The sequence below is a fragment of the Haloarcula litorea genome (assembly GCF_029338195.1).
GTDB classification, from domain to species: domain Archaea; phylum Halobacteriota; class Halobacteria; order Halobacteriales; family Haloarculaceae; genus Haloarcula; species Haloarcula litorea.
In genome coordinates, this window is sequence record NZ_CP119779.1 from 2,845,139 (window position 1) to 2,870,215 (window position 25,077).

A 25,077-nucleotide genomic window follows, 5' to 3' on the forward strand; every position below is an offset into this window, starting at 1 on the left:
GGACGGACTCGACCGGTCTCGTGCGGCCGATCACCGGGACCGCCGACGCGGTCGGGGGTCAAGTCTTTCTCTGCCGTCCCGCCTCAGAACGGGAACTCGTCCCTGACCGACTGGAACGCGAGCCGGCCGAGCAGCTGTGCGGGGCCGCGCTTCGGCAGGTCGCGGGCGATACTCGTCTTGCTCGGCGGCTCGCTTCCGCCGATGCCGAGCTCCCAGTCCGTCTCCGAGGCGAAGCGGTCGACCGCCGACTCCGCCCGCTCGCACACCGCCTCGGCGTCCATCGTCTCCACCACGCCGTCCGCCATCAGCACCTCGCCGTCGACGACGACCGTCTCCACGTCGGCCGGTGCCGCGTTGTTGGCGACCTGGGCCGGCACGTTGGTCAGCGGGGTGAACTTCGGTTTCTCCACGTCAAGCACGATCAGGTCGGCCCGCTTGCCGGACTCGATGCTGCCGATCTCGTCGCCGACGCCGAGCGCCTCTGCCCCCTCGATGGTCAGCATCCGGACCAGTTCCATCGAGTCGTACTGCCCGGCCGAGCGCTTGAGGTTGGCCGCGAGCCTGGCCTGTCGCGCCTCGCCGAACATATCGTAGGAGTCGTGCCAGTAGTGGTCGTCGATGCCCAGTCCGACGTCGACGCCCGCCGCACGGAGCTCGGGCACCGGCGTCCACTGCACGTCACCGCCCGTGTTCCAGTAGCAGAAGATCGACGGACAGTGTGCGACCGACGCGTCCGCCTCGGCGGTCCGTCGGACGTCCTCGTCGTCCGCGAGCCGGAAGTGAGCGGCCACCAGTCGGTCGTCGAGGAGGCCGACGTCGTCGAGCAGGGCCAGCGAGTCCTCGGCCCCGTTCGACCGCGCCATCGTGTTGCTCGCCTCGAGTTCGAGCAGGTGGGTGTGGACGAGCAGGTCGGGGTACTCGTCCGCGAGGTCGGCGGTGCGTTCCCACAGCTCGCGGGTACAGGACCAGTCGTCGTGGGGATCGATCGTCGCCCGGATGCGGCCGTCGTAACTGCCGTGGTACTCGTCGACGAACTCGCGGGCGCGGTCGAACTGCTCGTCGACGGGGACGTCCCAGAAGAGGTCGGAGAGCGCCGGCCCGAAGAACCCGCGGAGCCCGGCCTCGCCGAACGTCTCCGCGCCCGCGCTCGGCCGGACGTCCATCGAGTTGACGGTGGTGACGCCGCCGGCGAGGAAGTTGAGCGCGGCGAGCTCGTATCCCGCCTCGGTGAGGTAGGCGTACTCGCCCTCGGCGACGTGTCTGAAGACGGCGGTCATCCCGCCCATCATCTCCGACAGGTCGAGGTCGCTGAACGCGCCGATCAGCGGCGTCAGTTCGAGGTGGGTGTGGGCGTTGACCAGCCCCGGCATCACGAGCTTGCCCTCGCCGTCGACGACGCGGTCGGCCGCGACGTCCGGATCGTCGTCTCGTGACGCTCGCACCTCCGTAATGCGACCGTCCTCGACGACGACGGTCCCGCGTTCGTAGAGTCGATTCCTGTCGTCGACCGTGAGCACGTGCGCGTCGTGGATCGCGATGTCGGCCGTCATCCGTTTCACCTGTCGGGCGAACTCCCACAGGCGTTGTCATCTCGTCGTCCGGGACCTCCCGGTGCTCCCCACCAGCGGCTCCGAGAGCGACTGGCAGCGATCTCGGAAAAGCGGGTCGCACAGAGGGGATCCGCGCGGCCTCGAAGTACCGCACACCCGGTCCGCGCCCCCTCGGATTCGGTATAGCGATATACAGTTTATGCGTTCGGCCGGCGACACCGTCCGTCGCTCGTTTCCGACGGCGCTCACGCCAGCAGCGAGTAGATGTTCGCCTCGTAGACGTCCCGGACGCGGTCGCCCCAGTCGTGAGTGTAGGTGTCGATGACGTCCTGTGCCACGTCGCCTCGGAGGTACTTGACGACCCCCCGTTCGCCGGTCCTGTCCCGGAGGTGCGTGGTGAAGAAGTGCCTGAAGTAGTGGGGCGTGACGTTCTCTTCGGCTCCGCCGCCGTCCCGGTACCACCCGTGGTCGCGGGCGTGGGTCTCGACGACGTGGTGGACCATATCGGGGGTCAGCCGCTGGCCCCACTGTCCGGACGTCGAGACGAACAGCGGCCGAGCGTCCGAGCGGGTGTCCGGCCGAATGGCGAGCCAGCGTCGCAACACGCGGCTCAGTTCCCCGTCGACGGGAACCGTGGTGTCGCGCTTGCGCTTGTTCGAGGCGCTGCGTTCCTCGCCGTTGACGACGGCTCCGCGTGTCGGTTTCGCGGCGACGTAGAGCGAGTCCGGTCGCCCGTCCAGACTGGCACGAACCGGGACGTCGGGTCGCGGACCGGGCCGCTCGAGGTTGAGGTCCCGCAGATCGAGGTTACAGAGTTCCCCGACCCGCATCCCGGTCTTGAGAAGGGTCACGATCACCGCGCGTTCCAGCGGGTGGCCGACCTCGGCCACGAACGCTCGCATCGCGGGGACGTCGATCTCACGGCGCGTCGGATCGGTGTTGATCGACTCGTCCATCTCCTCCATCACGAGGGTCATCGGGTTGCTGTCGAACGTCTCGACCTGTGTCATGTACGCGTAGAACCGATGCAGGTAGGACGCGTACGTCGCGACCGTGCTCTCGCTCTTCTCGCCGCGGAGGCCGTGAACGTAGGCCATACAGTCCCGGTGTGAGGCGTCCCGGACCGGAACCGGCTGCCCACCCTCGGCGAGGAACGCCTCGAAGTCCCGCAGGACGCGCTCGTAGAACGCCCGCGTCCGGTCGCTCTTCCCGTGGTACGTGATGTCGTCGAGGAAGTACTCGATCGGGTCTTCGTTCGCGTCGGTGGCCGCTGTCTCGGAACTCATTCGTCGAGGACGTACCCCCCGTGGCGACCGCTGTACCGGACCCGGCCGGACGACTGGAGCTCCTGGAGTGCGTCGTCGAGCCGTTGTTCGATGTCGTCGGTCAACTCCGAGACGAGCTCGTCCCAATCGTGTGGGTCTCCGTCCGACAGAACCCCCTCGATTCGATGTTTCAGGGTGTCGTCCCCGGGGGTCGCGTCCGGTGGACCGGGTTCGTCGTCTTCCGCCGGCTGGTCCGACCCCCCCTCCGTCACGGAATCGACCGGTTCGAAGCCGCTGCGGCCGGCCTGAACCATCGTCCGCACGAACTCGCTCTGGCTCATGTCGAGCTCGTCGGCGTGGTCGGCCCACTCGGCCTTCTGGTACGCCGGGACGTATGTCTTGACCGACGTCTGCTCCGTCGCGTCCCCGTCTGTCGCCATAGGAGCAGTCTCCGTCCCCACTCACTTCAATTTAGTCCCACAGACGAGGATAAACACACTTATTTGGGAGTGTAGTACTGTATATCCACCCTATTTAGGCACAGATACACACATCTAATTCGTTTCTCCGACTCCACCGTCCGAATAGATAGTACCACACTCACTGATATAATTACTACGGGTACGAGTCTCGGATCGGCTCCGCGTCGCTTCGGTCAGGTCCGGCACCACCGAACACGCGATACCGGCCCTGCTCGTTCGACGGGGGAGTGCATCCGCCCACCGTCCGGTGAGCCCGTCGGCGAGGTCCCGTCTTGCTCGGGACTTCGCGTTACGGCGACGCCGGCCGGCGTACCCGACGTCGCCAGACCGACGACACGTGGCCGGTGTCACGAGCGGCTGTCGTCTATCCGTTCCATCCGTTCCGTTACAGGCCGCGGTCGACGGGTGCTGGAGAACACGGGCGGTTCCGTCCACCGAACGGAGGCGAGAAGGCACGTACCGCCCGCGAGTTCGTCGACGGCGGCCGGCAGACGGTGCCACAACCCGGAGCGGCGACGACGTGCCCGACATCGGGCCACTCCGGTCGGCTCCGAGTGGTGGCTCGCTCCACTGTCGCCGGTCCTCTCGCCGCCGTCCCCGCGCCCGCGATCGAAAAGGCGTGAGGACTGTATGAGTCCGCCCCCGACGGCGCTGGGGCTGCGACCGAATCCCGGCCGCCGTCGAACGTCAGTCAGGACCGCGGAGTTCGACGCGATCGGCCCCGCATCACTGTCCGGTGACGCCCCGGCATCGGCGGCCGGGACCCACAAACGGCTTTGGTGCCCGCGGGAAAGAGAGCGTATGAGCAGGGCAACCCCCTCACCCGCCCGTCAAGCGCAGGTGGTCCCTCGTGGCTAACCCGGCTCTCGTCCGGCTGTTCATGATCCTCATCGTCCTCGTCGTGATGCTCGTGGGTATCGTCGTCTCGATGTATCTCGTGAAGTACCTCATCGAGTACACCTTCGAGTCCTGAGCCGGTCGTCGGTCAGAGAACTCGAAGCTGTCGTGTCGTTCTGACAACTCACCTCCGTCTCGCCTCGGACTCATAAACTGTATGCCGCTATACAGAGTTGGGGGCGCGGAAGTTGAGATTACACCGGGTTCAGTGGGCCTGTGATGCGCGGATTTGGCCGGTTCGGTCAGCGGAACCCGATCCAAATCCCTCTCCCCGTTCTCGTCACATCACAAACCGTATGGGCGAATTTTGGAGATTTCCGACAGTGTTGCCACGTAGATGGCGCGCTAACAGACAGAATATCCCTCTACCCGATTCCAGTCTCCTTCTTCAGCAGCGTCAGCGTGTCGTCCGGTGAGCGCTCATCGCCGGTCAACCGACCTGCACGAGCAGATCGACAGCTCGTCACGGAGTCGTACGCGGGCCACTCGAGCGATGGCCGCCGAGCGAGCCGGCGGAACAGTCTCGGCGAGCGGAACGCGTCCGGGCGACGACGGCGTGGAGTTCTACGGGGTCGCGTACGACTCTCGCCGCGGAGTCGGAGTGGATCGTCCGGGCCGTGTCCTTCCTCGACTGGGACCGGCTCGTCGACTGTACCGAGGCACACCTCGACGGCGCGGACCACACGAAACTGCTCCACCGACTCGTCTCGTTCCTCGAATCGCCGCTGACGCGAGGGCTGGCCGAGCGACGACCGTACCGACGCCGATCGCGTCTCTCCGGACCCGACCGAGTAGCACGCGGGATCGAGTCGTCCGAGCCGTCGGCTCGAACTCGAGTCGAGCGTCCGGTGGTCCCGCACAAAAAGCCGATCAGAGGCACGCGTCGCTCCAGCCGCGGCGGTGCGTCGATCCGCCGGTCGGAGGAACCCCAGTAGCGGCCCGTTTCCGCCGCTGTGGTTCGGTGGCTCGCCGGTACCCGGCATCGTTGTCACCTCCACTGCCCTCCCGTGCGGGGCGACACTGGTAATGCGTTCCGTGCGGCCCGCCAGCGACTCGCTACCCGAGGGTCTGCACGCGTCCGCTACTCCTCGTCTTCGGTCAGTCCCTGCGAGGGACCGCCGGAGAAGACGAACTCGTGTTCGGCCTCCGTCTCGAACCGGCCGAGGATGTCGCCCAGCGGCTGGGCGTACCGCTTCAGGCGCTCGGCGCGCGAGGAGACCTCGTTGAGTTCTGCGGCCTGTTCCTCCGCGGCACCGGCGACGGTCTCGGACTCGGCCATCATGTCCTCGCTGGTGTCGGCGGCCTCCTGTAGGGTCGCGGCCGTGGCCCGGAACTGGTCGAGGGAGTCGCCCATCTCGACGTCGGGGTTCTCTCGGTCCAGCCGTTCCAGCGTCGCCACCAGGTCGTCGAGGTCCTCCGAGATGCGCTGGAGCCGTTCCTTCTGGTCGTAGGCGTCGTCGGAGATCTTCTGCACGGACTCGGCGACCTGCTCGGAGGCCTCGCGGACGGATTCGGCGCTCGTGAGCACGACGTCACCGGACTCGGCCACCTCGTCTGCGAAGCTGTCGAGCTGGCCGATCGTCTTCTCGAGCTCGTCGACCATCCCGTTGAACTCGCTCGCGATGCGGTCCATCGACTCGTTCTCGCCGTCGGTGTCCATCCGCCGGGTGAGGTTCCCGCCCGCCGTGGCCTCCATCACGTCCGAGAACTCCTCGGCCTTCTCCTGGAGGTACGTGTTCATCTCCATCGCCTCGGCCCGGGACACCTCGGCCTGCTTGCGTGCCCGCTCGGCTTCGTCGATCTGCTCTTTCAGGGCGTCGCGCATGTCACCGAACCCGTCGTACAGCCGCCCGACGTTGTCGATGCGGCCCGTCGAGATGTCCACGTCGAGGTTCCCCTCGCGCATCTGTTCGGTCTTGCGGGTCAGCCGGTCGATCGAGGTCGAGACGTTGTACCCCAGTGCCGCCCCGACCCCACCGATGAGCAGGACCATCAGCCCGGTCCCGACGAAGCCGTAGAGCTGGACGTTCTGGACGAAGCCGAACACGGCCGAGTACGGCGCGTGGACCAGCACGACCCAGTCGGTGCCGGCGACGGGCGAGTAGCCGACCGTGTACCGCTCGTCGAGGACGTCGCTGGGCTGCATCGTCTGGATGACGCCGGCCTCGACGTCGCCGGAGCCGCGGAGGTCGTTCGCCCGCTGGACCGGCCGGAGGGCCGCCTCGCCGGACGCGTACTGGGTCAGGATGGCGTCGCCGACCCCCTGTCCCTTCCCCTCGTCGAACATCACGACGTTCGAGGCGTTGACGACCTGCGTGAAACCGCCCTCGGCTCGCTGGGCACCCTGGAGCGACTCGGTGATGCTGCCGACCGAGTACTCGATGAGGATGTAGCGGTTCTGGGAGGCCGACACCGGGCTCATGAAGCCCACCACCGGTCCGTCCTGGGTCCGGTAGACGCTGGAGTGGACCACCTCGCCGGCCTGGTCGAACTCCGTCCCGCCCGTCCAGGTCCGGTTCACCCGACTCACGTTCGTGCCGGCGCTCAGCGACGTGCTGGCGACGATCGAGGTGCCGGTGATCTCGCGCTCGACGAGGTGGATCGACGTCACGTCCGCCGAGAGGCTCGCCTCGCGGTTGCGGAGTTCGAGCCGGAGCTGCTCGGCGTCGTTCGACGTCCAGACGTCGTCCGAGGAGACGAACTGCGTCGAGAGCCGGTTCCGCTCGAACCACTGCTCGATGATGTCCCCCTCCTGGGCCGCGGTCCCGCGGTACTCCGCGGTCACCTGGTCGGCCGTGTAGGCCTGGATCTGTTCCGTGGCGAAGATGCCCACCGCGCCGACGGACAGGGCCATCACCACGAGGACGATCGCGAACTTCAGCGCGAAGTTCGCCCGGACGAAGTCCGGGACGATCGCCGCGACGATTCCGCCGTCGTTCCCGCCCGATGCCGCTGCCCGCTGTGTGTCCTTCGAGCTCATATCAGTTGTCCCCGAGCGAACAGTTCGCTGCCGGTCCGTCCGTACAGGAGTAGGTCGCGTCCCGCGTCGTCTCGACGAGGTCGTAGTACCGCCCGAACGTCTGCTGGTCGCCCGATCGCCCCTTGACGATCGGGACGGGCCGCATCGACTGGTGGTCGCAGGCGCGCATCGTCTGTGCGCCGATCCCGGCCGCGTACTCGCGGCCCTCGATGGCCGGGATCACCTCGTTCGGATCGAACGTCCCGGCCCGCGCGACCGCGTTGGCGTACTGGAGCGTCTGCGTGTACGCCACCTGTGCCGGACCCGAGGGGATCGCGGCGTTCGCCGATCCGGTACCGCCCTCGTACTCGCTGCTGAACGCGTCGATGAACGACTTCGAGAGCGGCGTCTCGATCGAGGGGTCCCAGGCGATGGTGCCGATGACGTCCTCGATAGCCCCGCCGGCGCTCTGTGCCACCGCCCGCGTGTACAGCGGGATGACGACGTTCTCGTCCGGGAAGTTCTCCCGGACCGCCCGGACGGCGTTGGCCGCGTCGAGCCCCCGGAGGTTCAGGACGAGCACGTCCTCGTCGGCGTTCTCGATGTCGGACATGTACTGCCCGAAGTCGCGGGTCCCCAGCTGGACGCTGAGGCTCCCGACGGGCTGCCAGCCGGCGTCCGAGAGGAACTGGGTCATCAGGTCCCGCTGTGCGTTGCCCCAGTCGTCCTCCGAGTACATCTGGAAGAACCGCACGTCGGAGCCGTACTCGTCGACGAGGACGGGTTCGAGCGCCTTCGCGGTCATGTAGGCGTCGAACATCTCGCGGAACGTCCAGCGGTTGCAGGACGAGCCGGTGAGCGCGTCTATGTGGACCATCGTCGCCATATAGATGACCTGCCGCTCGGCGGCGACCGTCTGCTGGGCGAGGCCCGTGTCGCTCGTCGATCCGCCGGCGAGCATTATCACGTCCTCGTTCTCGATCATCGAGACGGCGTTCTGCCGCGCCACCTCGGGATCGCTCCCCGTGTCCCGGACGACGGGTTCGACCGACTTCCCGAGCAGGCCGTCCCCGTCGAGCGCGCCGAACTCCCGGTTGCCGACCCACCCGCCGCCCTCGTTGATGTGCTTGACGGCGAGTTTCGCCCCCCTGAGTTCCTCGGCCCCCTCCGTCGAGAAGGGGCCCGAGCGCGCGACGTTGAACCCGAACGGGGCGGTGTCGCCGGTCACGGGGTAGGTCCCGACCGACTCGGCGGTCGGTGTCCCGTCACCACCGCCGCCACAGCCGGCCAGGCCCGCGACCCCGGCGGCACCTGCGGTCCGGAGAAAGCGCCGTCGGGAGACCGATCTCGTCGATAGCCTACGACCCATGGGTTGTAGTGGAAAATATTGGTACAAAAGCTTTTGGAGGAGATCGGCTGACGACGTAAGGATTCTTCCTCCGGTTATCACAGTCGGTAATCGCATCGTGCCGGGGCGGCCGCGTGCGGTCGCTCGCAGCCCGGGTCGTGTCAGCGGTCACGGGGTGTTGCCGCGCCCGTCGGGCGAGCGGCGACCCGACGGGATTTAAGCCGACCCGGCGACGACGGGGGAGTATGACCGACCTCGTCACCTTCGGCGAGACGATGTTGCGGTTGTCGCCACCCGACGACGAGCGCCTCGAGACGGCCGACCAGTACACCGTCCGTGCCGCCGGAGCGGAGTCGAACGTCGCCGTCGCGGCCCAGCGGCTCGGCCTCGACGCCGTCTGGACGTCGAAACTCCCGGACTCGCCGGTCGGTCGCCGCGTCACCGGCGAACTGGCCTCCCACGGGGTCACGACCGACGTGGTCTGGGACGACAGCGACGGCGGCCGACAGGGGACCTACTACCTCGAACAGGGGCCGCCGCCGCGGGGGAACGAGGTCATCTACGACCGGGCGAACGCGAGCGTGACGACGGCCGAGACGGGCGAACTGCCGACCGAACACCTCGGCTCGGCGCGCGGGTTCCACACGACCGGGATCACGCCGGCGCTGTCGGACACGCTCGAATCGACGACGGGGGACCTCCTCTCGATGGCCCGGGAGGCGGAGACGACGACCAGCCTCGACCTGAACTACCGCTCGAAGCTCTGGGACCCCGAGACGGCGAAGTCGGTGCTGACCGACCTGTTCCCGGACGTGGACGTGCTGGTCGTGGCCGAACGCGACGCGGAGGTCGTGCTGGGACGGGACGGCGACCCAGAGTCGGTGGCCCGCGGACTGGCCGACGACTACGGCTTCGAGGTGACGCTCGTCACGCGCGGGGCCGAAGGCGCGCTCGCGCTGGCGGACGGCGAGGTGTTCGAACAACCCACCTACGAGGCGTCGAGCGCCCACCCGGTCGGCACCGGGGACTCCTTCGTGGGCGGGTTCCTCTCGCAGTACCTCGACGGCGGGTCGGTCGACGACGCCCTCGCCTGGGGGGCGGCGACCGCCGCGCTGAAGCGCTCGGTCCCCGGCGACATCGCCGTCGTCTCGCCCGCGGAAGTGGAGGGAGTGATCGAGGGCGACACCGAAGCCATCTCGCGGTAACGGCGTCCGGCAACCTTCTTATCCCCTCCCTCGGTAGTGGCGGCTATGACCCGTCGGAACCCGAACTCTCTCTCGGAAGCCGCTGGAGGGCCGACCCGTGCGTAACGCGAAGATCGTCTGTACGCTCGGCCCGGCCAGCGAGACCGTCGAAGACATCGCCGCGCTGGCGGAGGCCGGGATGTCGGTCGCGCGGCTGAACGCCAGCCACGGCTCTCCCGAGCACCGCCGGACGATGATCGACCGAATCCGGGAGGTCGACGACATCGTCGACAGCCCGGTCGCGTCGATGCTAGACATGCCCGGCCCGGAGGTCCGGACCGCGCCCGTCCGCGAACCGATCGAACTGGTCGAGGGATCGACCGTCCGGTTCGTCGTCGGCGACGAGGCGACGCCCGAAGAGGTCGGCGTCTCCCAGTCGATCGCCGCCGTCGAGGCCGGCGACCGCGTCCTGCTGGACGACGGCCGCATCGAGACCACGGTCGAGCGCGTCGAGGACGACGTGGTGTACGCACACGTCGAGAGCGGCGGCGAGCTGGGTGCCCGGAAGGGCGTCAACGTCCCCGGCGTCGAACTCGGCCTGCCGACCATCACCGAGAACGACGAGCAGGAACTCGACGTCGCCGCGGAGAAGGAACCCGACTTCGTCGCCGCCTCGTTCGTCCGGGACGGCGAGGACATCTACGAGATCAATCAGGCGATGGAGTCCCGCGGCATCGACATCCCCATCATCGCGAAGATCGAGCGGGCCGGGGCCGTCGAGAACCTCGACTCCATCATCGACGCCGCCTACGGCGTGATGGTCGCCCGGGGGGACCTCGGCGTCGAGTGTCCGCTGGAGGACGTCCCGATCATCCAGAAGCGCATCATCCGGAAGTGCCACGAGGCCGGGGTCCCGGTCATCACCGCGACGGAGATGCTGGACTCGATGGTCCACTCGCGGCGACCGACCCGCGCGGAGGCCTCGGACGTGGCAAACGCCGTGCTGGACGGCACCGACGCCGTGATGCTGTCGGGCGAGACCGCGATCGGCGACCACCCCGCCCGGGTCGTCGAGACGATGGATCGCATCGTCGAGGACGTCGAGCAGAGCGACGAGTACTACGAGTCCCGCGAACAGCGGGTTCCGGAGGCGGGCGACACGCGGACGGACGCGCTGGCCCGCTCGGCTCGGTTCCTCGCGCGGGACATCGGTGCCTCCGCCGTCGTCGCGGCCTCCGAGTCCGGCTACACGGCGCTGAAGGCCGCGAAGTACCGCCCCTCGATCCCGATCGTCGCCTCCACGCCCAACGAGGACGTGCGGCGGAAGCTCGCGCTCTCGTGGGGGATCACGCCGGTCACGACCGAGTACACCACCGACGGAGCCGACGCCATCATCCAGAGCGCGGTCCAGTCGGCCCTGGAGACCGAGGCCGCCGAGGGCGGCGACACGGTGGTCGTCCTCTCGGGGATGATGACGGAACTCGAGGGGCTCAACACCGCGAACATGCTCAAGGTCCACGTCGCCGCCGAGATGCTCGTCAGCGGCCGCTCGGTGGTCGACGGCCTCGTCACCGGCCCCGTCTACCACGCCGCGGACGGCGACGTGACGGAGGCCCCCGACGGGGCGATCCTGGTCGTCCCGGAGGACTTCGACGGCGAGTTCGACGGCGACGTGAGCCGCGCGGGGGCCATCATCGACGCCCACCAGGGGATCACCAGCTACGCCGCCATCGTCGCCCGCGAGCTCGGCATCCCGATGATCGCGGACGCCTCCCTGCCGGACCACGTCACCGACGGCACGACCGTGACCCTCGACGCGGAACGGGCGGTCGTCTACGAGGAGATCGCCGGCCCGGAGCGGCTGGACGACCGCTAGGGAGAATATGTGCAATTAAGTAGCGGTGGGGCGAGGGTTCCACCACCATGGGCGCATACGCTGGGGTCGATCTCGGTGCGACACACATCCGCGCCGTCATCGGCGACTCCGACGGGACGCCGGTAGCGTCGTTCAAGCGGGAGACGCCGCGCGGCCCGAACGGCATCGCCGTCACCGAGGCCGTCCTCGACGCGCTCCGGGAGGCCTGTGCCGCCGCCGACATCGACCCGTCCGAGGTCGAGTCGGCCGGGATCGGGTCGTTCGGCCCGCTGGACCTCGCCGAGGGCGTCGTCGAGAACCCCGCGAACCTCCCCGACACGATCGATCGGATCCCCCTGACCGGCCCCGTCGAGAACCTGCTCGGCACCCCCCGGGTGTTCCTCCACAACGACGCCAACGCCGGCGCGATCGCCGAGCGCTTCTACTCCGACCGCAACCCCGACGACATGATCTACCTGACTATCTCGTCGGGGGTCGGTGCCGGTGTCGTCGTCGACGGCAACGTCCTCAGCGGCTGGGACGGCAACGCCGGCGAAGTCGGCCACCTCACCATCGACCCGCAGGGGTTCATGACCTGTGGCTGCGGCCACGACGGCCACTGGGAGGCCTACTGCTCCGGGGAGAACATCCCGCGGTACGCCACCCAACTCCACCGGGAGGACCCCGTCGAGACCGCCCTGCCGATCAACACGGAGGGGTTCGACGCCGCCGACGTCTTCGCGTACGCCGGCGAGGACGCCTTCGCCTCCCACGTCCTCGAACAGGTCTCACACTGGAACGCCATCGGCGTCGCGAACATGGTCCACTCCTACGCGCCGCTGGTCATCTACGTCGGCGGCGCGGTCGCCCTGAACAACCCCGAGCAGGTGCTGGAGCCGATCCGCGAGCAACTCGACGATATGGTGATGTCGAACATCCCGGACATCCAGCTGACGACCCTCGGCGACGACGTGGTCGTCAGGGGCGCGCTCGCGTCGGCGCTGACCGGCGGGACGGGCGATCCCGCACAGGGCGTCTAAGGAGCCGAAACGGGGGGTCTCTCTCGGCGACTCACCCCGACCGCAGGTCGTAGAGCCGACGGAACACCGCCGGCGGGAACCGCGGGACGACCCGGCTCGGCGGGCGGCCCTGGCCGTCCGGACGCTCGGACTGGACGCGTTCGACGACGCCGTCCTCGGCCATCTCGTAGAGGAACCGCTTGACCGTCGCGGCCGAGAGGTCGACCCGTGACGAGCCCGCGATGGCCGCCGTCGTCGCGGTGACGGACTCGCGGTCGCCCTCGTCGAGGTCGACCAGTTCACGCAACACCGCCTGTCGGTTCGCCGGCAGCGCGAGCACGACGCCCAGCGAGACGCAGGGCCGTGGCATCGACTCGATCGCGGCGGAGACGTCGGCCTCGGTCAGCTGTGTCCGACCGGCGGTGTTGGCCCGGTCCGTCGCGTCGAACAGCACGGCCAGGGCGTCGTGGGCGTTCCCGTCGGCCCAGTCCGCGATGTCGCGGGCGATCCCGTGATCGAGCGCCTGCTGTGCGAGGCCCGCGGACGCGCGGGTCATCAGCACGTCGACGAGCATCTGTCGGTTGTAGGGCTCGACCTCGATGGCGGTCGCGGTGTACTCCGTCAGCCGGCTCTCGGCGGGGTCGACCCGACCGATCGCGAGCCAGCTGACCGTGCTCGGGAGGCCGGCGAACAGGTCGACCAGCTCGGTCTCGGCGAGACTACCCGCCTCGTCCACGTGGTCGACGGCGACGACGACGCCCGACCGGGACCCGTCGAGCAGGTCGTGGAGCCGCGAGCGCAGCGTCGACGTCCCGATCCCGTGTTCCGGCACCGACTCCTCGACCAGTTCGTCGAGGATGGCGTGGTAGAACGCGAACTCGCTTGCGGTCTCCCTGGCGTCGACGTAGACGAACGCCGGCGAGGTGGGCGTCTGTGCGCGCGTGCTGGTGTGGATGACCGCCCGGGACTCCGAGGGCAGGCGTTCGAGGTGCGTGAAAAGCGCCGTCACGACGGCGGACTTGCCCGACCCGGGTGGCCCCGAGAGGTAGACGTTCGGCGGCAGTCGGCCGTCGAACACGGGGTCGAGCTGGTCGAGGAGTCGCTCGAGGACCGGCCCCCGGTCGGCCGGCTCGTCGACGTGGCTGACCGGTGAGAGCGACTCGTAGTCCTCGACCAGCCGCGGCTGTCCGTCGCGTCGTCGCCGTCGCCTGATCCGCGCTTCGATGTCCATCGTTTGCTCGCTCCGGGGTTTGGGGGGTTGCTAGTACGGACTGCGGTTCGTTCAAAAAGGGTGCTGGTATCGCTCAGACCAGCCCCAGCGCCGGGACCCACGAGGTCCCCGCGAAGACGCCCGCGATCGCCAGGACGACCACGGTGAACGTCCCGACGACGATCGCCGCGGCGGGCGGGTCGAAGTGGGTGTCCGAGTGCGCGTAGAAGACGCGCTGGACGACCTCACCGACGAGCGCACCGTAGACGCCGAACAGGCCACCGACGGCGAGCGCGACCAACTGGCTCGCCCCGGTGGGGTCCGCGGTCCCGTAGACCGCGATGGCCGCCGTGCTGGCGGGCAACGTCATGTGGTGCGTGACCGGGATCTTCTCGACCCCGAGGTTGAGGAAGGTCAGGCTCGCCGCGGAGATGCCGAAGCCGAGGAAGGGGCTCCCGGTCGCGAGGGCGATGTAGCCGCCCAGCAGCCCGGTGACGAGGCCGATCATCGCGACGTTCGCCCACTCGTACTGGTGGGGGAGCCACGGCTCGACGGCCAGCCGGGTCGCGCCGTAGCCGCCGTCGGTGGCGACCTCCTCACCCTCCTCGAAGGGCGTCATATCGAGCAGGCCACGCGGCGCGTCGCCGATGAGCGGGTAGCCGAACACGATGCGGTGCAGCGCCGCGGAGACGACGACCATGATCGCGATCGGGTCCCACGGCAGCGCGAGGGTCCCGGAGACGGCCGTCCCCAGCGCGCCGATGATCCCGAAGACGCCCCCGACAGCGAGGATGTCGGGGCGGGTCCCGAGCGCGTACGCGATGTCCTTCGCGGGGTGGTAGTCACCGTCGCTCGGGTCCGGCATGCCGTCGTTCTTCGCGGCGTAGGCGGCCGCGGCCGCGCCGCCGGCGAAGGCGACGTGCGGGCCGAACACGGGCCCGAAGGCGATCGATCCCAGGATGCCGGGTGCGGCCTGTTCCGCGACGCCACCCGCCAGAAGCCGCGATCCTTCCGCGGCCAGCACGGCGAAGCCGGTGAAACAGAACGCCGGGAGCGCGCCGATGGCGGCTCCGAACGCCCCGCCGGCGAAGGCGGCGATGAGCAGGAAGACGAGGTCCGTCGCAGACATCCCGACGAGCGGGAGCTGCAGCGCGAGGTCCAGCACCATCGGTTACTCCTCCCGCGCCCAGTCCAGGGAGCGCTCGACGGCGTCGTCCCAGCGACTGTAGAGCTTGTCGGCTTCCTCCCCGTCCATCTCCGCGGAGAACTCCCGGTCGACCTGCCAGTTGTCACGGAGTTCGTCGACGGTGTCCCAGTAGCCGACGGCCAGCCCGGCCGCGTAGGCCGAGCCGAGCGCCGTCGTCTCGTCGACCTCGGGACGCACGATGTCCGTCTGGATGATGTCCGACTGGAGCTGACAGAGGAAGTTGTTCTTGACCGCCCCGCCGTCGACCCGCAGGGTCGTCGTCTCGACGCCGGAGTCGGCCTCCATCGCCTCGGCGACGTCGCGGGTCTGGTAGGCGATCGACTCCAGGGTCGCCCGGACGATGTGTTCTTTCTCCGTCCCGCGGGTCATCCCGACGATCGTCCCGCGTGCGCGGCCGTCCCAGTGAGGTGCACCGAGGCCGGTGAACGCCGGCACCATGTACACGCCGTCCGTCGAGTCGACCGAACGCGCGAGCTCCGCGGTCTGGGCGGCGTTGTTGATCAGGTCGACGTCCTCCAGCCACTCGATCGCCGCCCCCGTGATGAAGATCGCACCTTCGAGCGCGTACTGGACCGGTTCACCGGACATCTGGAAGCCGATGGTCGTCAGGAGGCCGTGGTCGGAGGCGACGGCCTCCTCGCCGGTGTTCATCAGGTAGAACGACCCCGTGCCGTAGGTGTTCTTCGCGTCCCCCTCGTCGAAGCAGGTCTGCCCGAACAGCGCCGCCTGCTGGTCGCCCAGCGCACCGGCGACCGGTACCTCCGCGCCGAGGAAGCCGTCGGGGTCGGTGTGGCCGTACAGTTCCTCGTCCGAGGAGGGCCGGACCTCCGGCAGCATCGAGTGGGGAACGCCGAACTCGTCGAGGAGTTCGTCGTCCCACTCCAGGTCCCGGATATTGTACAGCATCGTCCGGGAGGCGTTGGTGACGTCCGTGATGTGGTTGCCCGTGAGGTTGTAGATGAGCCACGCGTCGATGGTCCCCATCCGGAGTTCCCCTGCCTCTGCGCGGTCGCGCAGGTCCTCCCCCCGGGAGGACTGCATCTTCAGCGGCTCGGCGTTGTCGAGGATCCACTCGGTCTTGGTGGCCGAGAAGTAGGCGTCGGCTTCGAGGCCGGTCTTCTCGCGGATGTCTTCGACCTTGTCCTGGGCTTCGAGCTCTTCGACGCGGTCGGTGGTCCGGCGGTCCTGCCAGACTAAGGCGTTGTGGACGGGTTTGCCCGTCTCGGCGTCCCAGACGACGGTGGTCTCGCGCTGGTTCGTGATCCCCAGCGCCTCCAGTTGCGTCGCGTCCAGGTCGGCGTCGTCCAGCCCCCGCTTGACGACCTCCTGGGTGTTCTCCCAGATCTCGATTGGGTCGTGCTCGACCCAGCCCGGCTCCGGGTAGATCTGCTCGTGTTTCTCGTAGGCGTTGGCGACCACCTGTCCGCTGTGGTCGAACACCATAAATCGCGTGCCTGTCGTGCCTTGGTCGATCGAACCGACGTACGTGTCTGCCATAGTGTGCTCCGTTCGGCCGGCCTTGTTTACCGCGGGCCGCGCCTTGCCGATAAACAACATAGGCAATCATTATAAAGATTACTGCTGACTGAGAAGCGCCAATAAAAATACGAGATAATTCTTCTGAGCGTTTCTGGAGGCCGTGTCGCTCTCCGCGGCTCCCCGCCCGATCCGTCCGGCGTGCCGCCCGAGGGCACGGCGACCCCGTGCCGCACGGGGCCCGGGTATCGTCCAGTACGGGGCCGTTCCCCTCCTCTCGTCGTCGGCAGCAGCTCGGCTCCCGACCCGCCGCTCTGCGAGCCGCGGGGGCCGACCGTCGTCACGCAGGCGAGATCCGGTGTCTCGACCGCCCGGGAAGTGGACGGACGCAGTCGCCCGTCCCATCGGCTCTCCGAGCCGACGGTACCGACGATAGCCCCTCGCACCGCCCATCGCGTGACGGGTCTCTCTCCGAGAGGGGGTTCCTCGATCGACTCGGAGTTCGAGATATATACATTATCGTACGTGGTAGTTACTGAAACCGGCCACAGCTTCGGTAACGATACGGTTCCGTTCCACGAGCTCCGAACGATACGGAGAGTTCCCGTCACATCCCCCGAGAGACGGATTCTCGAATTTCCACGACGGACGGTACCGTTCCACACTACGGTCCGAGATCGTGTCAAACGGACGTGTAGACTCAAAGACAATCATAATTACCGATAAAATTTACTCTCGAACCCGGACCGTACGGTAAAATGAAGTGGGTGCGCTCCAAAGCGACGGACATAGCTATGGCATCGACACCACACGTCGCCGTCATCGGCGGCGGGTCGACGGGCGTCGGCATCGCCAGGGACCTGGCGATGCGGGGACTCGACGTGACTCTCGTGGAACAGGGGAACCTCACCCACGGGACGACCGGGCGGATGCACGGACTCCTGCACAGCGGGGGTCGGTACGCGGTCTCCGATCAGGCGAGTGCGACCGAGTGCATCGAGGAGAACCGCGTCCTCCGGGACATCGCCAGTCACTGCGTCGAGATGACCGGTGGGCTGTTCGTCAAGCGACCGGAAGACTCCGAGGAGTACTTCGAGCAGAAGCTCCGGGGCTGCGAGGAGTGTGGCATCCCCGCGGAGGTCGTCTCCCGCGAGGAGGCCCGCGCGATGGAGCCACACCTCGCGAAAGACATCGACAAGGCCATCTCGGTCCCGGACGGGGCGATCGACCCGTTCCGGCTGGTCGTGGCCAACGCCGCCGACGCGCAGGAACACGGCGCGCGCATCGAGACCCACTCGAAGGTGACGGACCTGCTCGTCGAGGGCGACGAGGTGGTCGGGCTGGAGGTCGAACACGACTCCGGCCCGGGCGAGCGCGTCCACGGTGTGGAGAGCGGCCGCGAGGAGATCCGCGCCGACTACGTCGTCAACGCCACCGGAGCCTGGGCCGGTCGCATCGGCGATATGGCCGGCGTCGACATCGAGGTCCGCCCCTCGAAGGGGGTGATGACCATCATGAACGTCCGGCAGGTCGACACCGTCATCAACCGCTGCCGACCGAAGGGCGACGCGGACATCATCGTCCCCCACGAGACCACCGCCATCCTCGGGACCACCGACGAGGAGGTCGAGGACCCCGAGGACTACCCCGAGGAGCAGTGGGAGGTCGACATGATGATCGACACGCTGAAAGAGCTGGTGCCGATGCTGGAGGACGCCCGCACTATCCGCTCGTTCTGGGGCGTGCGTCCGCTGTACGAGCCGCCGGACGTGGGCAGCGACGACCCGACCGACATCACGCGGGACTACTTCCTGCTGGACCACGAGGAGCGCGACGACCTGCACGGGATGACCAGTATCGTCGGGGGGAAGTTCACGACCTACCGGATGATGGGCGAGGAGATCTCCGACCACGTCTGCGAGCAGTTCGGTATCGACGCCGAGTGCCGGACCGCCGACGAACCGCTCCCCGGCAGCGAGGACTTCTCGGTGCTGCGGGACTATATGGACGAGTTCGGCCTGCGCTCCCCCATCGGCCGCCGGAGCGTCGAGCGTCTCGGGTCCCGCGCGGACGAGGTGCTGAAGACCGACGGGCCGAACCCGACCGTCTGCGAGTGCGAGGGCGTCACCCGCGCCGAGATCCAGGACGCCATCTCCCAGTCGGGGTCGGACCTCAACGCCGTCCGCATCCGGACCCGGGCCTCGATGGGGAACTGCCAGGGCGGCATCTGTATCCACCGGATGGCCAGCGAACTCCACGGGGTCGGCGCGAGCGACGCGAGCGGGGGCTCGGGCGACGGAACGTCGGCCGGCGGGTACGACGAGGCCGTCGTCCGACGGGCCTGGGACGAACTCCTCCAGGAGCGCTGGAAGGGACAACGGCACGCTCTCTGGGGCCAGCAGCTCTCGCAGGCGATGCTGAACTACGCGCTCCACGCCACCACCCAGAACCGCGACAACGACCCCGCCGGCGGCGACGCCGTCGACTTCTCGGCGTTCGACACCGGGACCCCGAGCGGGACGGGCGCGGCAGCGACGGACGTCGCGACCGACGGAGGCGCGACGGATGGCGATTGAGTCGGAGGTCCTGGTCGTCGGCGGCGGGCTGGCGGGCCTCACGAGCGCGCTCGCGGCAGCACGCGAGGGGGCGGAGGTGCGACTGGTCTCCTACAAGCAGAGCACTCTCCGCCAGGCCTCGGGACTCGTGGACCTCCTGGGATACACGCCCGACGGCGACGGCCCTCTGACAGATCCCTACGAGGCGATACCGGATCTCCCGACCGAACACCCCTACAGCACCGTCGGCGTCGACACCGTCCGCGAGGCGATGGATCTGTTCGACGACGTGACCGACTACGCGGGCGGGCACACGGACACGAACGCCCTGGTCCCGACTCACGGCGGGACGGTCAAGCCGACGGCTCGCTACCCCCGGAGCGCGGCGGCGGGCCTCGCCAGCGACGACCGGGACCTCCTGCTCGTTGGCTTCGACTCGATGACCGACTTCGACGCGCCCCACGCGGCGGCCCACCTGGAGGCGGCGGGCGTCCCCTTCGACGTGCGCGGGGAGACGATCCGGTTCCCGGGCGACCTGCGGGCCGACGCGAAGGTCACGCGGTACGCGAAGCTGCTGGACACGAACGGCGGCGTCGCGGTGCGGGGCCGCGAGCGACCGGCCCGCGAGGCGCTGGCCCAGCGCGTGAACCCGCTCGTCGACGACGAGCAGCGGGTGGGGTTCCCGGCCGTCCTCGGCGACGACGACCACGCCGGCGTCCGGGCGGCGCTGGAGTCGAAGATGGGCGTGGACGTCTTCGAGGTCCCGATGGGGCCGCCCTCGCTGCCGGGACTCCGACTCGAGGACCGCCTGTTCGCCGCGCTGGACGCGGCCGGCGCGAGCATCGAGACCGGCAACCCGGTCGTCGACTACGACGGCGGGGGCCGCGTCGAACGCGTCTACGTCGAGAAGAACGGCGCGGAGATCCCGATGACCGCCGACCAGTACGTGCTGGCGACCGGCGGCCTGGTCGGGAAGGGCGTCGAGTCCGACCGCGAGGGCGTGTACGAACCGATCTTCGACTGCCACGTCCCCCACAGCGACGACCGCTACGACTGGTTCGACACCGACGCCTTCGGCGACCACCCCTTCGCGGGCTTCGGACTGCGGACCGACGACGAGCTGCGGCCGCTCGGGACCGACGAGGCGGTCGAGTTCGAGAACCTGCGGGCGGCCGGCAGCGTCCTCGGCGGGTACGACTTCGCCGCCGAGAAGTCCGGCAGCGGCGTGTCGATCGCGACCGGCTACGCGGCGGGCACCAGCGCCGCAGCGGAGGTGCGATGAATGAGCGACGCAGAATCCCCAGACACCGACTTCGAGCCTGTTGCACCGAACACGGGCGAGGACTTCGAACCGACCGAAGTCTTCCCCGACAGCGACGACTTCGATCTGCGGCCCGGCGCGGACTCGTGTTACAAGTGCTCTATCTGTGACACGAACTGCCCGGTCGCGGAGGTCGACGACGACTTCCCCGGGCCGAAGTTCCAGGGCCCCGAGCAGTGGCGGCTGAAACAGACTGACGACGACTACGAGATCGACGATTCCGTGATGGACTGCTCGAACTGTATGCGGTGTGATAACGCCTGTCCGTCGGGCGTCCCGCTCTCGCAGATGCACAACACCGCCCGCGGGGAGTACGTCAGCGAGCAGATGGACAAGACCTCCGTCGAGTACTGGCGCAACCGCATCCTCGCGAACTACCGCACGTCCGCGTGGTTCGCCAGCAAGGTCCCGCGGCTCGCGAACTTCGCGATGAACTTCGGCCCAGCCCGCTGGGTGATGGAGAAGACGATGGGCATCACCAGCGAGCGCGACTTCCCCGAGTTCGCCCGGCAGACGTTCCGCGAGTGGTGGGCCGACCGCGGCGGAGCCGACGAGTCCCGCCGCCGGGCCCGCGAGGCCCGCGAGCGCCGGGGCGAACCCGCGGACGCCGACAAGAAGGTCGCGTACTTCCACGGCTGTTACTCCAACTACAACACGCCCGAGGTCGGCAAGGCGATGGTCCGCCTCTACGAGCACTTCGGCTACGAGGTGGTCGCGCCCGAGCAGAAGTGCTCCGGGACGCCGATGTTCGCCAACGGGATGTTGGACGACGCGCGCCGCCACGCCGAGGTCAACGTCTCCTCGATGTCCGACCTCGTCGAGCAGGGGTACGACGCCATCGCCTCCTGTACGTCCTGCTCGATGGCGCTCCGCCAGGAGTACCCCGAGCTGTTCGACATCGACGGCATCGAGGAGGTCGCCGCCAACACCTTCGAGGCCGTCGAGTACCTCCGCATCCACGAGGACCTGCGCGGGGCGATCCGCGAGGCCGACGTCGACGGCGACCTCGCCGACGAGTTCGCATACCACGCGCCCTGTCACGCCCGCAATCAGGGGTTAGACCGACAGGCCGTCGAGCTGTTCCGCGAGCTCGACGGCGTCGGCGTCGAGGACGTCGGCGAGTCCTGTTCGGGGATCTCGGGCACCTACGGCTGGAAGGAGGAGAAGTACGAGAAGTCGATGGAGATCGGCGACGAGATGTTCGATCACATGGAACACGCCGAGGGCGACACCGGGATGACCGAGTGCCCCACCTGCGCGATGCAGATGGAACACGGCACCGGCTACGACATCCGACATCCGTTAGAGCTGCTGTCGGCGGCGCTGGCGGGGGAGTGAGCGAAGCGACCTCTCTCGAAGCGACGCGGCGAACGGAGTGAGCCGCGGAGCGGGAGCGAGCGGCGCGGAGCGCCGAACGGGCGCGACGAATCCGCGAGCGGAGCGAGCCGGGGAGAGGTCTCGGCGGCTCCGTTCGGACCGGACTTACTCGCCGCGGACAAACGTGACCGGACAGGGGGCGTTGAGCATGACCTCCTGTGCGGTCGACCCGAAGACGGCCTTGCCGGTCGGGGAGCGCTTGCGGCCGCCGACGAACACCATATCGGCGTTCACGTCCTTCGCGAGGTTGACGATCTGGTCGCCGTGGTTGCCGACCGCACCGCGGACGCTGTACTCGACGCCGGCGTCGGAGAGTCGGTCCTCGAGCTCTCGGATCGTGGTGTGGCGGTCGGCCACCTCGTCTGGGGTCGTCTCGCTGGCGGACTCGAACTCCAGCCGGTCGACGACGTTGTCGTACTCCTCGTCGGTGAACACGTGTGCGATGACGACCTCGGCTCCCGTCGGCCCGGCCACGTCCGTCACGGCCTCGGCGAGTTCGTCGATGCGATCCTTGTCGTTAGGCCCTACTGCGAGCAGAATCTTCTCCAGTGCCATGGCCGGCGATGCACGTCGGGAGACAGTAAATGCTTCGGTGGGTACTACAGGTGTTGTTACCGGTTACCACTCGCGGCGGGCGGCGAAGACGGTGGCCGTGATCGAGCTACCCGGTGTTTTTCATCCCGGCGGCGATGCCCTGGACGGTCAGGCGGAGCGTCCGCTGCTCCGTCTCGGTGAGGTGAGACTGGGCCAACAGCCTGACCTGCAGGAGGTTCAGCGGGTCGACGTAGGGGTTACGGCGTTCGAGGTTCTCCTCGAGCCACTCGCGGGTGAGCAGCCCCTCGCGCTTGGTGATCTCCCGGACCAGGTCGACCGTCTCCTCGTACTCCTCGCGGATGCGCGGGAAGATCTTCTCGCGGAGGTCGTCCTCGGCGAGGTCGGCGTACTCCTCGGCGATGCCCATCTCCGAGCGGGCCAGCGCGAGCGAGGCGTTGTCGACTTTCGTCCGGAAGAACGGCCACTCCTCGTACATCTCCTGGAGGGTCTCGATGTCCCCGCCGTCCTCCAGGTAGGCGTTGAGACCGGTGGCGATCGAGTACCAGCCGGGGATGATACAGCGGGCCTGCGTCCAGGAGAACACCCACGGGATCGCACGCAGGTCCTCGACGCTGCGGTCCTCGCTGCGGGACGCCGGTCGCGACCCCATGTTCAGGTTCTCGATGACGGTGATCGGGGTCGCCTGCTCGAAGAACTCCACGAACCCGTCCGTCTCCAGCAGGTCGCGGTACTCCTCGCGGGCGGCCGGTGCCGCGGTCTCCATCGCCTCGCGCCAGTGCTCGGGGATCTCCTCGACCGGCTCGTGCATCGCGTTGTGCCGGGCCCGCATCTGAGCGTTGAGCATCTGTTCGAGGTTCCGCTCGGCGATGTCGTGGTTGGCGTACTTCTCGGCGATGGCCTCGCCCTGCTCGGTGAACTTGATCTGTCCGGTGACGGTCTCGTTTGGCAGGGCCAGCATCGCGTCGTTCATCGGACCGCCGCCGCGGGAGATGGAGCCGCCGCGGCCGTGGAACAGCCGCATCTCCACGTCGAAGTCGTCGGTGATGTCGGCCAGGCGCTTCTGGTTGTTGTACAGCGACCAGTTGGCCGCGAGGAAGCCGTTCTCCTTGTTGGAGTCGGAGTAGCCCAGCATGATCTCCTGGACGCCGTTGCGGGCCGAAAGCGCCTGGGAGTAGGCCTCGTTCTCGAACAGCGTGCCCATGATGCGGCGGGCACCGGAGAGGGCGTACTCGGACTCCAGCAGCGGGACGATGTCCAGCCCGCAGTAGCCCGGCAGGTCGACGACGCCGACCTGGTCGGCGAGGAAGAGCACTTCCAGCACGTGGCTGGGCTCCTCACACCAGGAGATTGCGTAGGTGTCGATGGCGTCCATCCCGAACTCGTTTTGCCACTCCGCGGTCTTGCGGAACCGCCGGAGGACGCGGGTCGCGTCGTCGGAGAGGTCCTCGGTGGCCTCCATGTCGACGACGGTGTCGTCCTGTAGGATGGCCTCGGTGAGGAAGTCCACGCGGCCCTCCTCGTCCATCTCGTAGTAGTCGATGCCCTCGCGCTCGACGGCCTCGGCGATGGCGTCGGTGTGCATCTTGCGGTGGTCCCGCAGGTCGAGGCTCGCCAGCGAGAAACCGAACGTGTCGACCTTCCGGACGAGCGGGTCGACGTGGGACTCGGCGATCACCTCGGCGTCGTTCTGCCGGAGGCTGTCGGCGATGGTCCGCAGGTCGGACAGCAGGTCATCGGCGCTGTCGTAGCCGCCTTGACGCACGTCGCTGACCCGAAGCACGGACTCGCGCATCAGCTTGAGCTTCTGCCGGTAAGGCTCGTCGGGATAGCGCTCCTCGGCTTCGTCGGCGGCACCGGGGAGTCGGTCCTTGTGCGCCCGCAGGCTGTCGTCGAACGCGTCGCCGGTCTCGATGTTCGAGGCGTCCTGGCTCAACACGCCCGAGAGCTCCTTGAGCTTGTCGCGGTACAGCGGGAGGACCGTGTCGCGTTGCCGTTCCAGCGTCTCCTCCGTGACCTCCGGGGTGACGAAGGGGTTTCCGTCGCGGTCCGAGCCGGCCCACGACCGGAACTCGTAGAGCTTGGGGACGTCGAGGTCCTCGTCGTACTCCTCGTCGATGACTCGCTCGAGCTCGTCGTAGACGCGGTCGATGACTTCGAAGAGGACGTTCTCGAGGTACCACTGGACGTTGAGCGCCTCGTCGGTGACCTCGGGGCGGCGGTCGCGGACCTGCGGGGTCTGCCAGAGACTCGTCACCTCCGACGCGAGGTCACGCTCGATGCGCTCCTCCTCGCGGTCGGTGAGCCGGACCTCGTCCAGGGCTTCGAGGTCCTGTGCGACGGCCCGGAGCTTGGCCTTGACCGTCTTGCGGCGGGCCTCGGTCGGGTGGGCCGTGAACGTCGGCTGGATGAGCACGTCGTCGAGGACCTGCTCGACCTCCTCGGAGCCGGCGTCGCGGTCCGCGAGGTCCTCGACGGCCGCCTCCACGCTGTCCTCGAGGACGCCGGCCTGTGCGCCCTCTCTGATCTCGCGCACGCGCTCGCGCTCCTCCGCGAGGTTGATGAGTTCGAAGTAGGTGGTGAACGCCCGGGCGACGATGTCCTGCATCTCCGGGCCGAGGCGGTCGATCGTGTCGCCGACCTCGGCGCGGCTGTCGGCGTCGCCGCGACGGTACTCGATCGAGGAGGTCCGGATCTGTTCGACCGTCTCGAACGCCTCGGTCGACGACTGCGCCTCGACGATCTCGCCCAGGAGCTCCCCCAGTTCGCGCACGTCCTGGTTTATCTCTCTGGCGTGCAAAGTCATACCAGTCCATCCCG

General features: G+C 68.3%; 17 protein-coding genes. 7 read left to right on the forward strand and 10 right to left on the reverse strand.

The features are described 5' to 3' along the window. Positions 1–83 precede the first annotated feature (83 nt). The 3 genes from P0592_RS15310 to P0592_RS15320 form a co-directional block, all read right to left on the reverse strand. Positions 84–1,550 (reverse strand): amidohydrolase family protein, encoded by a 1,467-nt coding sequence (locus P0592_RS15310; RefSeq protein ID WP_276271776.1) that lies wholly within the window; start codon positions 1,548–1,550, stop codon positions 84–86. Positions 1,551–1,795: 245 nt separating this feature from the next. After that, positions 1,796–2,836: a tyrosine-type recombinase/integrase gene (locus P0592_RS15315; RefSeq protein WP_276271777.1), complete on the reverse strand. Its 1,041-nt coding sequence runs from the start codon at positions 2,834–2,836 to the stop codon at positions 1,796–1,798. Next, complete coding sequence (locus P0592_RS15320) at positions 2,833–3,255, reverse strand: DUF5805 domain-containing protein (RefSeq protein WP_276271778.1); 423 nt, start codon at positions 3,253–3,255, stop codon at positions 2,833–2,835. The genes P0592_RS15315 and P0592_RS15320 overlap by 4 nt, the downstream gene beginning before the upstream one ends. Before the next feature lie 892 nt (positions 3,256–4,147). Between P0592_RS15320 and P0592_RS15325 the strand changes: the two genes are divergently transcribed. After that, complete coding sequence (locus P0592_RS15325; RefSeq protein ID WP_276271779.1) at positions 4,148–4,270, forward strand: hypothetical protein; 123 nt, start codon at positions 4,148–4,150, stop codon at positions 4,268–4,270. Positions 4,271–5,275: 1,005 nt separating this feature from the next. Here P0592_RS15325 and P0592_RS15330 read toward each other — a convergent pair. Beyond that, entirely contained in the window at positions 5,276–7,174 is a 1,899-nt protein-coding gene (locus tag P0592_RS15330; protein ID WP_276271780.1) for a HAMP domain-containing protein, read from the reverse strand. Between the two features lies 1 nt (position 7,175). Beyond that, the gene (locus tag P0592_RS15335) at positions 7,176–8,522 is read right to left on the reverse strand and encodes an ABC transporter substrate-binding protein (RefSeq protein ID WP_276271781.1); all 1,347 of its coding nucleotides are present in this window, start codon (positions 8,520–8,522) and stop codon (positions 7,176–7,178) included. 224 nt (positions 8,523–8,746) lie between these two features. Here P0592_RS15335 and kdgK1 point away from each other — a divergent pair, with 224 nt between their 5' ends. From kdgK1 to P0592_RS15350, 3 genes are all read left to right on the forward strand, one after another. Further along, positions 8,747–9,706, forward strand: a complete 960-nt coding sequence (gene kdgK1, locus P0592_RS15340) for a bifunctional 2-dehydro-3-deoxygluconokinase/2-dehydro-3-deoxygalactonokinase (protein ID WP_276271782.1) — start codon at positions 8,747–8,749, stop codon at positions 9,704–9,706. A 97-nt stretch (positions 9,707–9,803) separates the two neighbouring features. Further along, positions 9,804–11,561, forward strand: coding sequence for a pyruvate kinase (gene pyk / locus P0592_RS15345; protein WP_276271783.1), 1,758 nt, complete (start codon positions 9,804–9,806; stop codon positions 11,559–11,561). A gap of 47 nt (positions 11,562–11,608) precedes the next feature. Continuing rightward, a complete protein-coding gene (locus P0592_RS15350; protein WP_276271784.1) occupies positions 11,609–12,580 on the forward strand; it encodes an ROK family protein in 972 nt (323 codons plus the stop codon). A 31-nt stretch (positions 12,581–12,611) separates the two neighbouring features. Here the strand turns inward: P0592_RS15350 and P0592_RS15355 are convergent, their stop codons facing one another. From P0592_RS15355 to glpK, 3 genes are all read right to left on the reverse strand, one after another. Next, positions 12,612–13,790: a Cdc6/Cdc18 family protein gene (locus P0592_RS15355; protein ID WP_276271785.1), complete on the reverse strand. Its 1,179-nt coding sequence runs from the start codon at positions 13,788–13,790 to the stop codon at positions 12,612–12,614. A gap of 73 nt (positions 13,791–13,863) precedes the next feature. Next, positions 13,864–14,937 carry a DUF7973 family transport facilitator gene (locus P0592_RS15360; protein WP_276271786.1) on the reverse strand — a complete coding sequence of 358 codons (1,074 nt, stop codon included), beginning with the start codon at positions 14,935–14,937 and terminating at the stop codon, positions 13,864–13,866. Positions 14,938–14,940: 3 nt separating this feature from the next. Continuing rightward, a complete protein-coding gene (glpK, locus tag P0592_RS15365) occupies positions 14,941–16,473 on the reverse strand; it encodes a glycerol kinase GlpK (protein WP_276271787.1) in 1,533 nt (510 codons plus the stop codon). Between the two features lie 773 nt (positions 16,474–17,246). Here glpK and glpA point away from each other — a divergent pair. Genes glpA through P0592_RS15380 form a run of 3 tightly spaced genes read left to right on the forward strand, consistent with a single transcriptional unit; the run spans position 17,247 to position 21,666 of the window. After that, on the forward strand, positions 17,247–19,028 hold the full coding sequence (gene glpA / locus P0592_RS15370) for an anaerobic glycerol-3-phosphate dehydrogenase subunit GlpA (RefSeq protein ID WP_276271788.1): 1,782 nt from the start codon (positions 17,247–17,249) through the stop codon (positions 19,026–19,028). Continuing rightward, positions 19,018–20,289: a glycerol-3-phosphate dehydrogenase subunit GlpB gene (glpB, locus tag P0592_RS15375; protein ID WP_276271789.1), complete on the forward strand. Its 1,272-nt coding sequence runs from the start codon at positions 19,018–19,020 to the stop codon at positions 20,287–20,289. The genes glpA and glpB overlap by 11 nt, the downstream gene beginning before the upstream one ends. Beyond that, positions 20,290–21,666, forward strand: a complete 1,377-nt coding sequence (locus tag P0592_RS15380) for an anaerobic glycerol-3-phosphate dehydrogenase subunit C (RefSeq protein ID WP_276271790.1) — start codon at positions 20,290–20,292, stop codon at positions 21,664–21,666. 144 nt (positions 21,667–21,810) lie between these two features. Here the strand turns inward: P0592_RS15380 and P0592_RS15385 are convergent, their stop codons facing one another. Further along, on the reverse strand, positions 21,811–22,260 hold the full coding sequence (locus tag P0592_RS15385; protein WP_276271791.1) for a universal stress protein: 450 nt from the start codon (positions 22,258–22,260) through the stop codon (positions 21,811–21,813). Positions 22,261–22,366: 106 nt separating this feature from the next. Beyond that, complete coding sequence (gene ppc / locus P0592_RS15390) at positions 22,367–25,063, reverse strand: phosphoenolpyruvate carboxylase (RefSeq protein WP_276271792.1); 2,697 nt, start codon at positions 25,061–25,063, stop codon at positions 22,367–22,369. Positions 25,064–25,077: the final 14 nt, after the last annotated feature.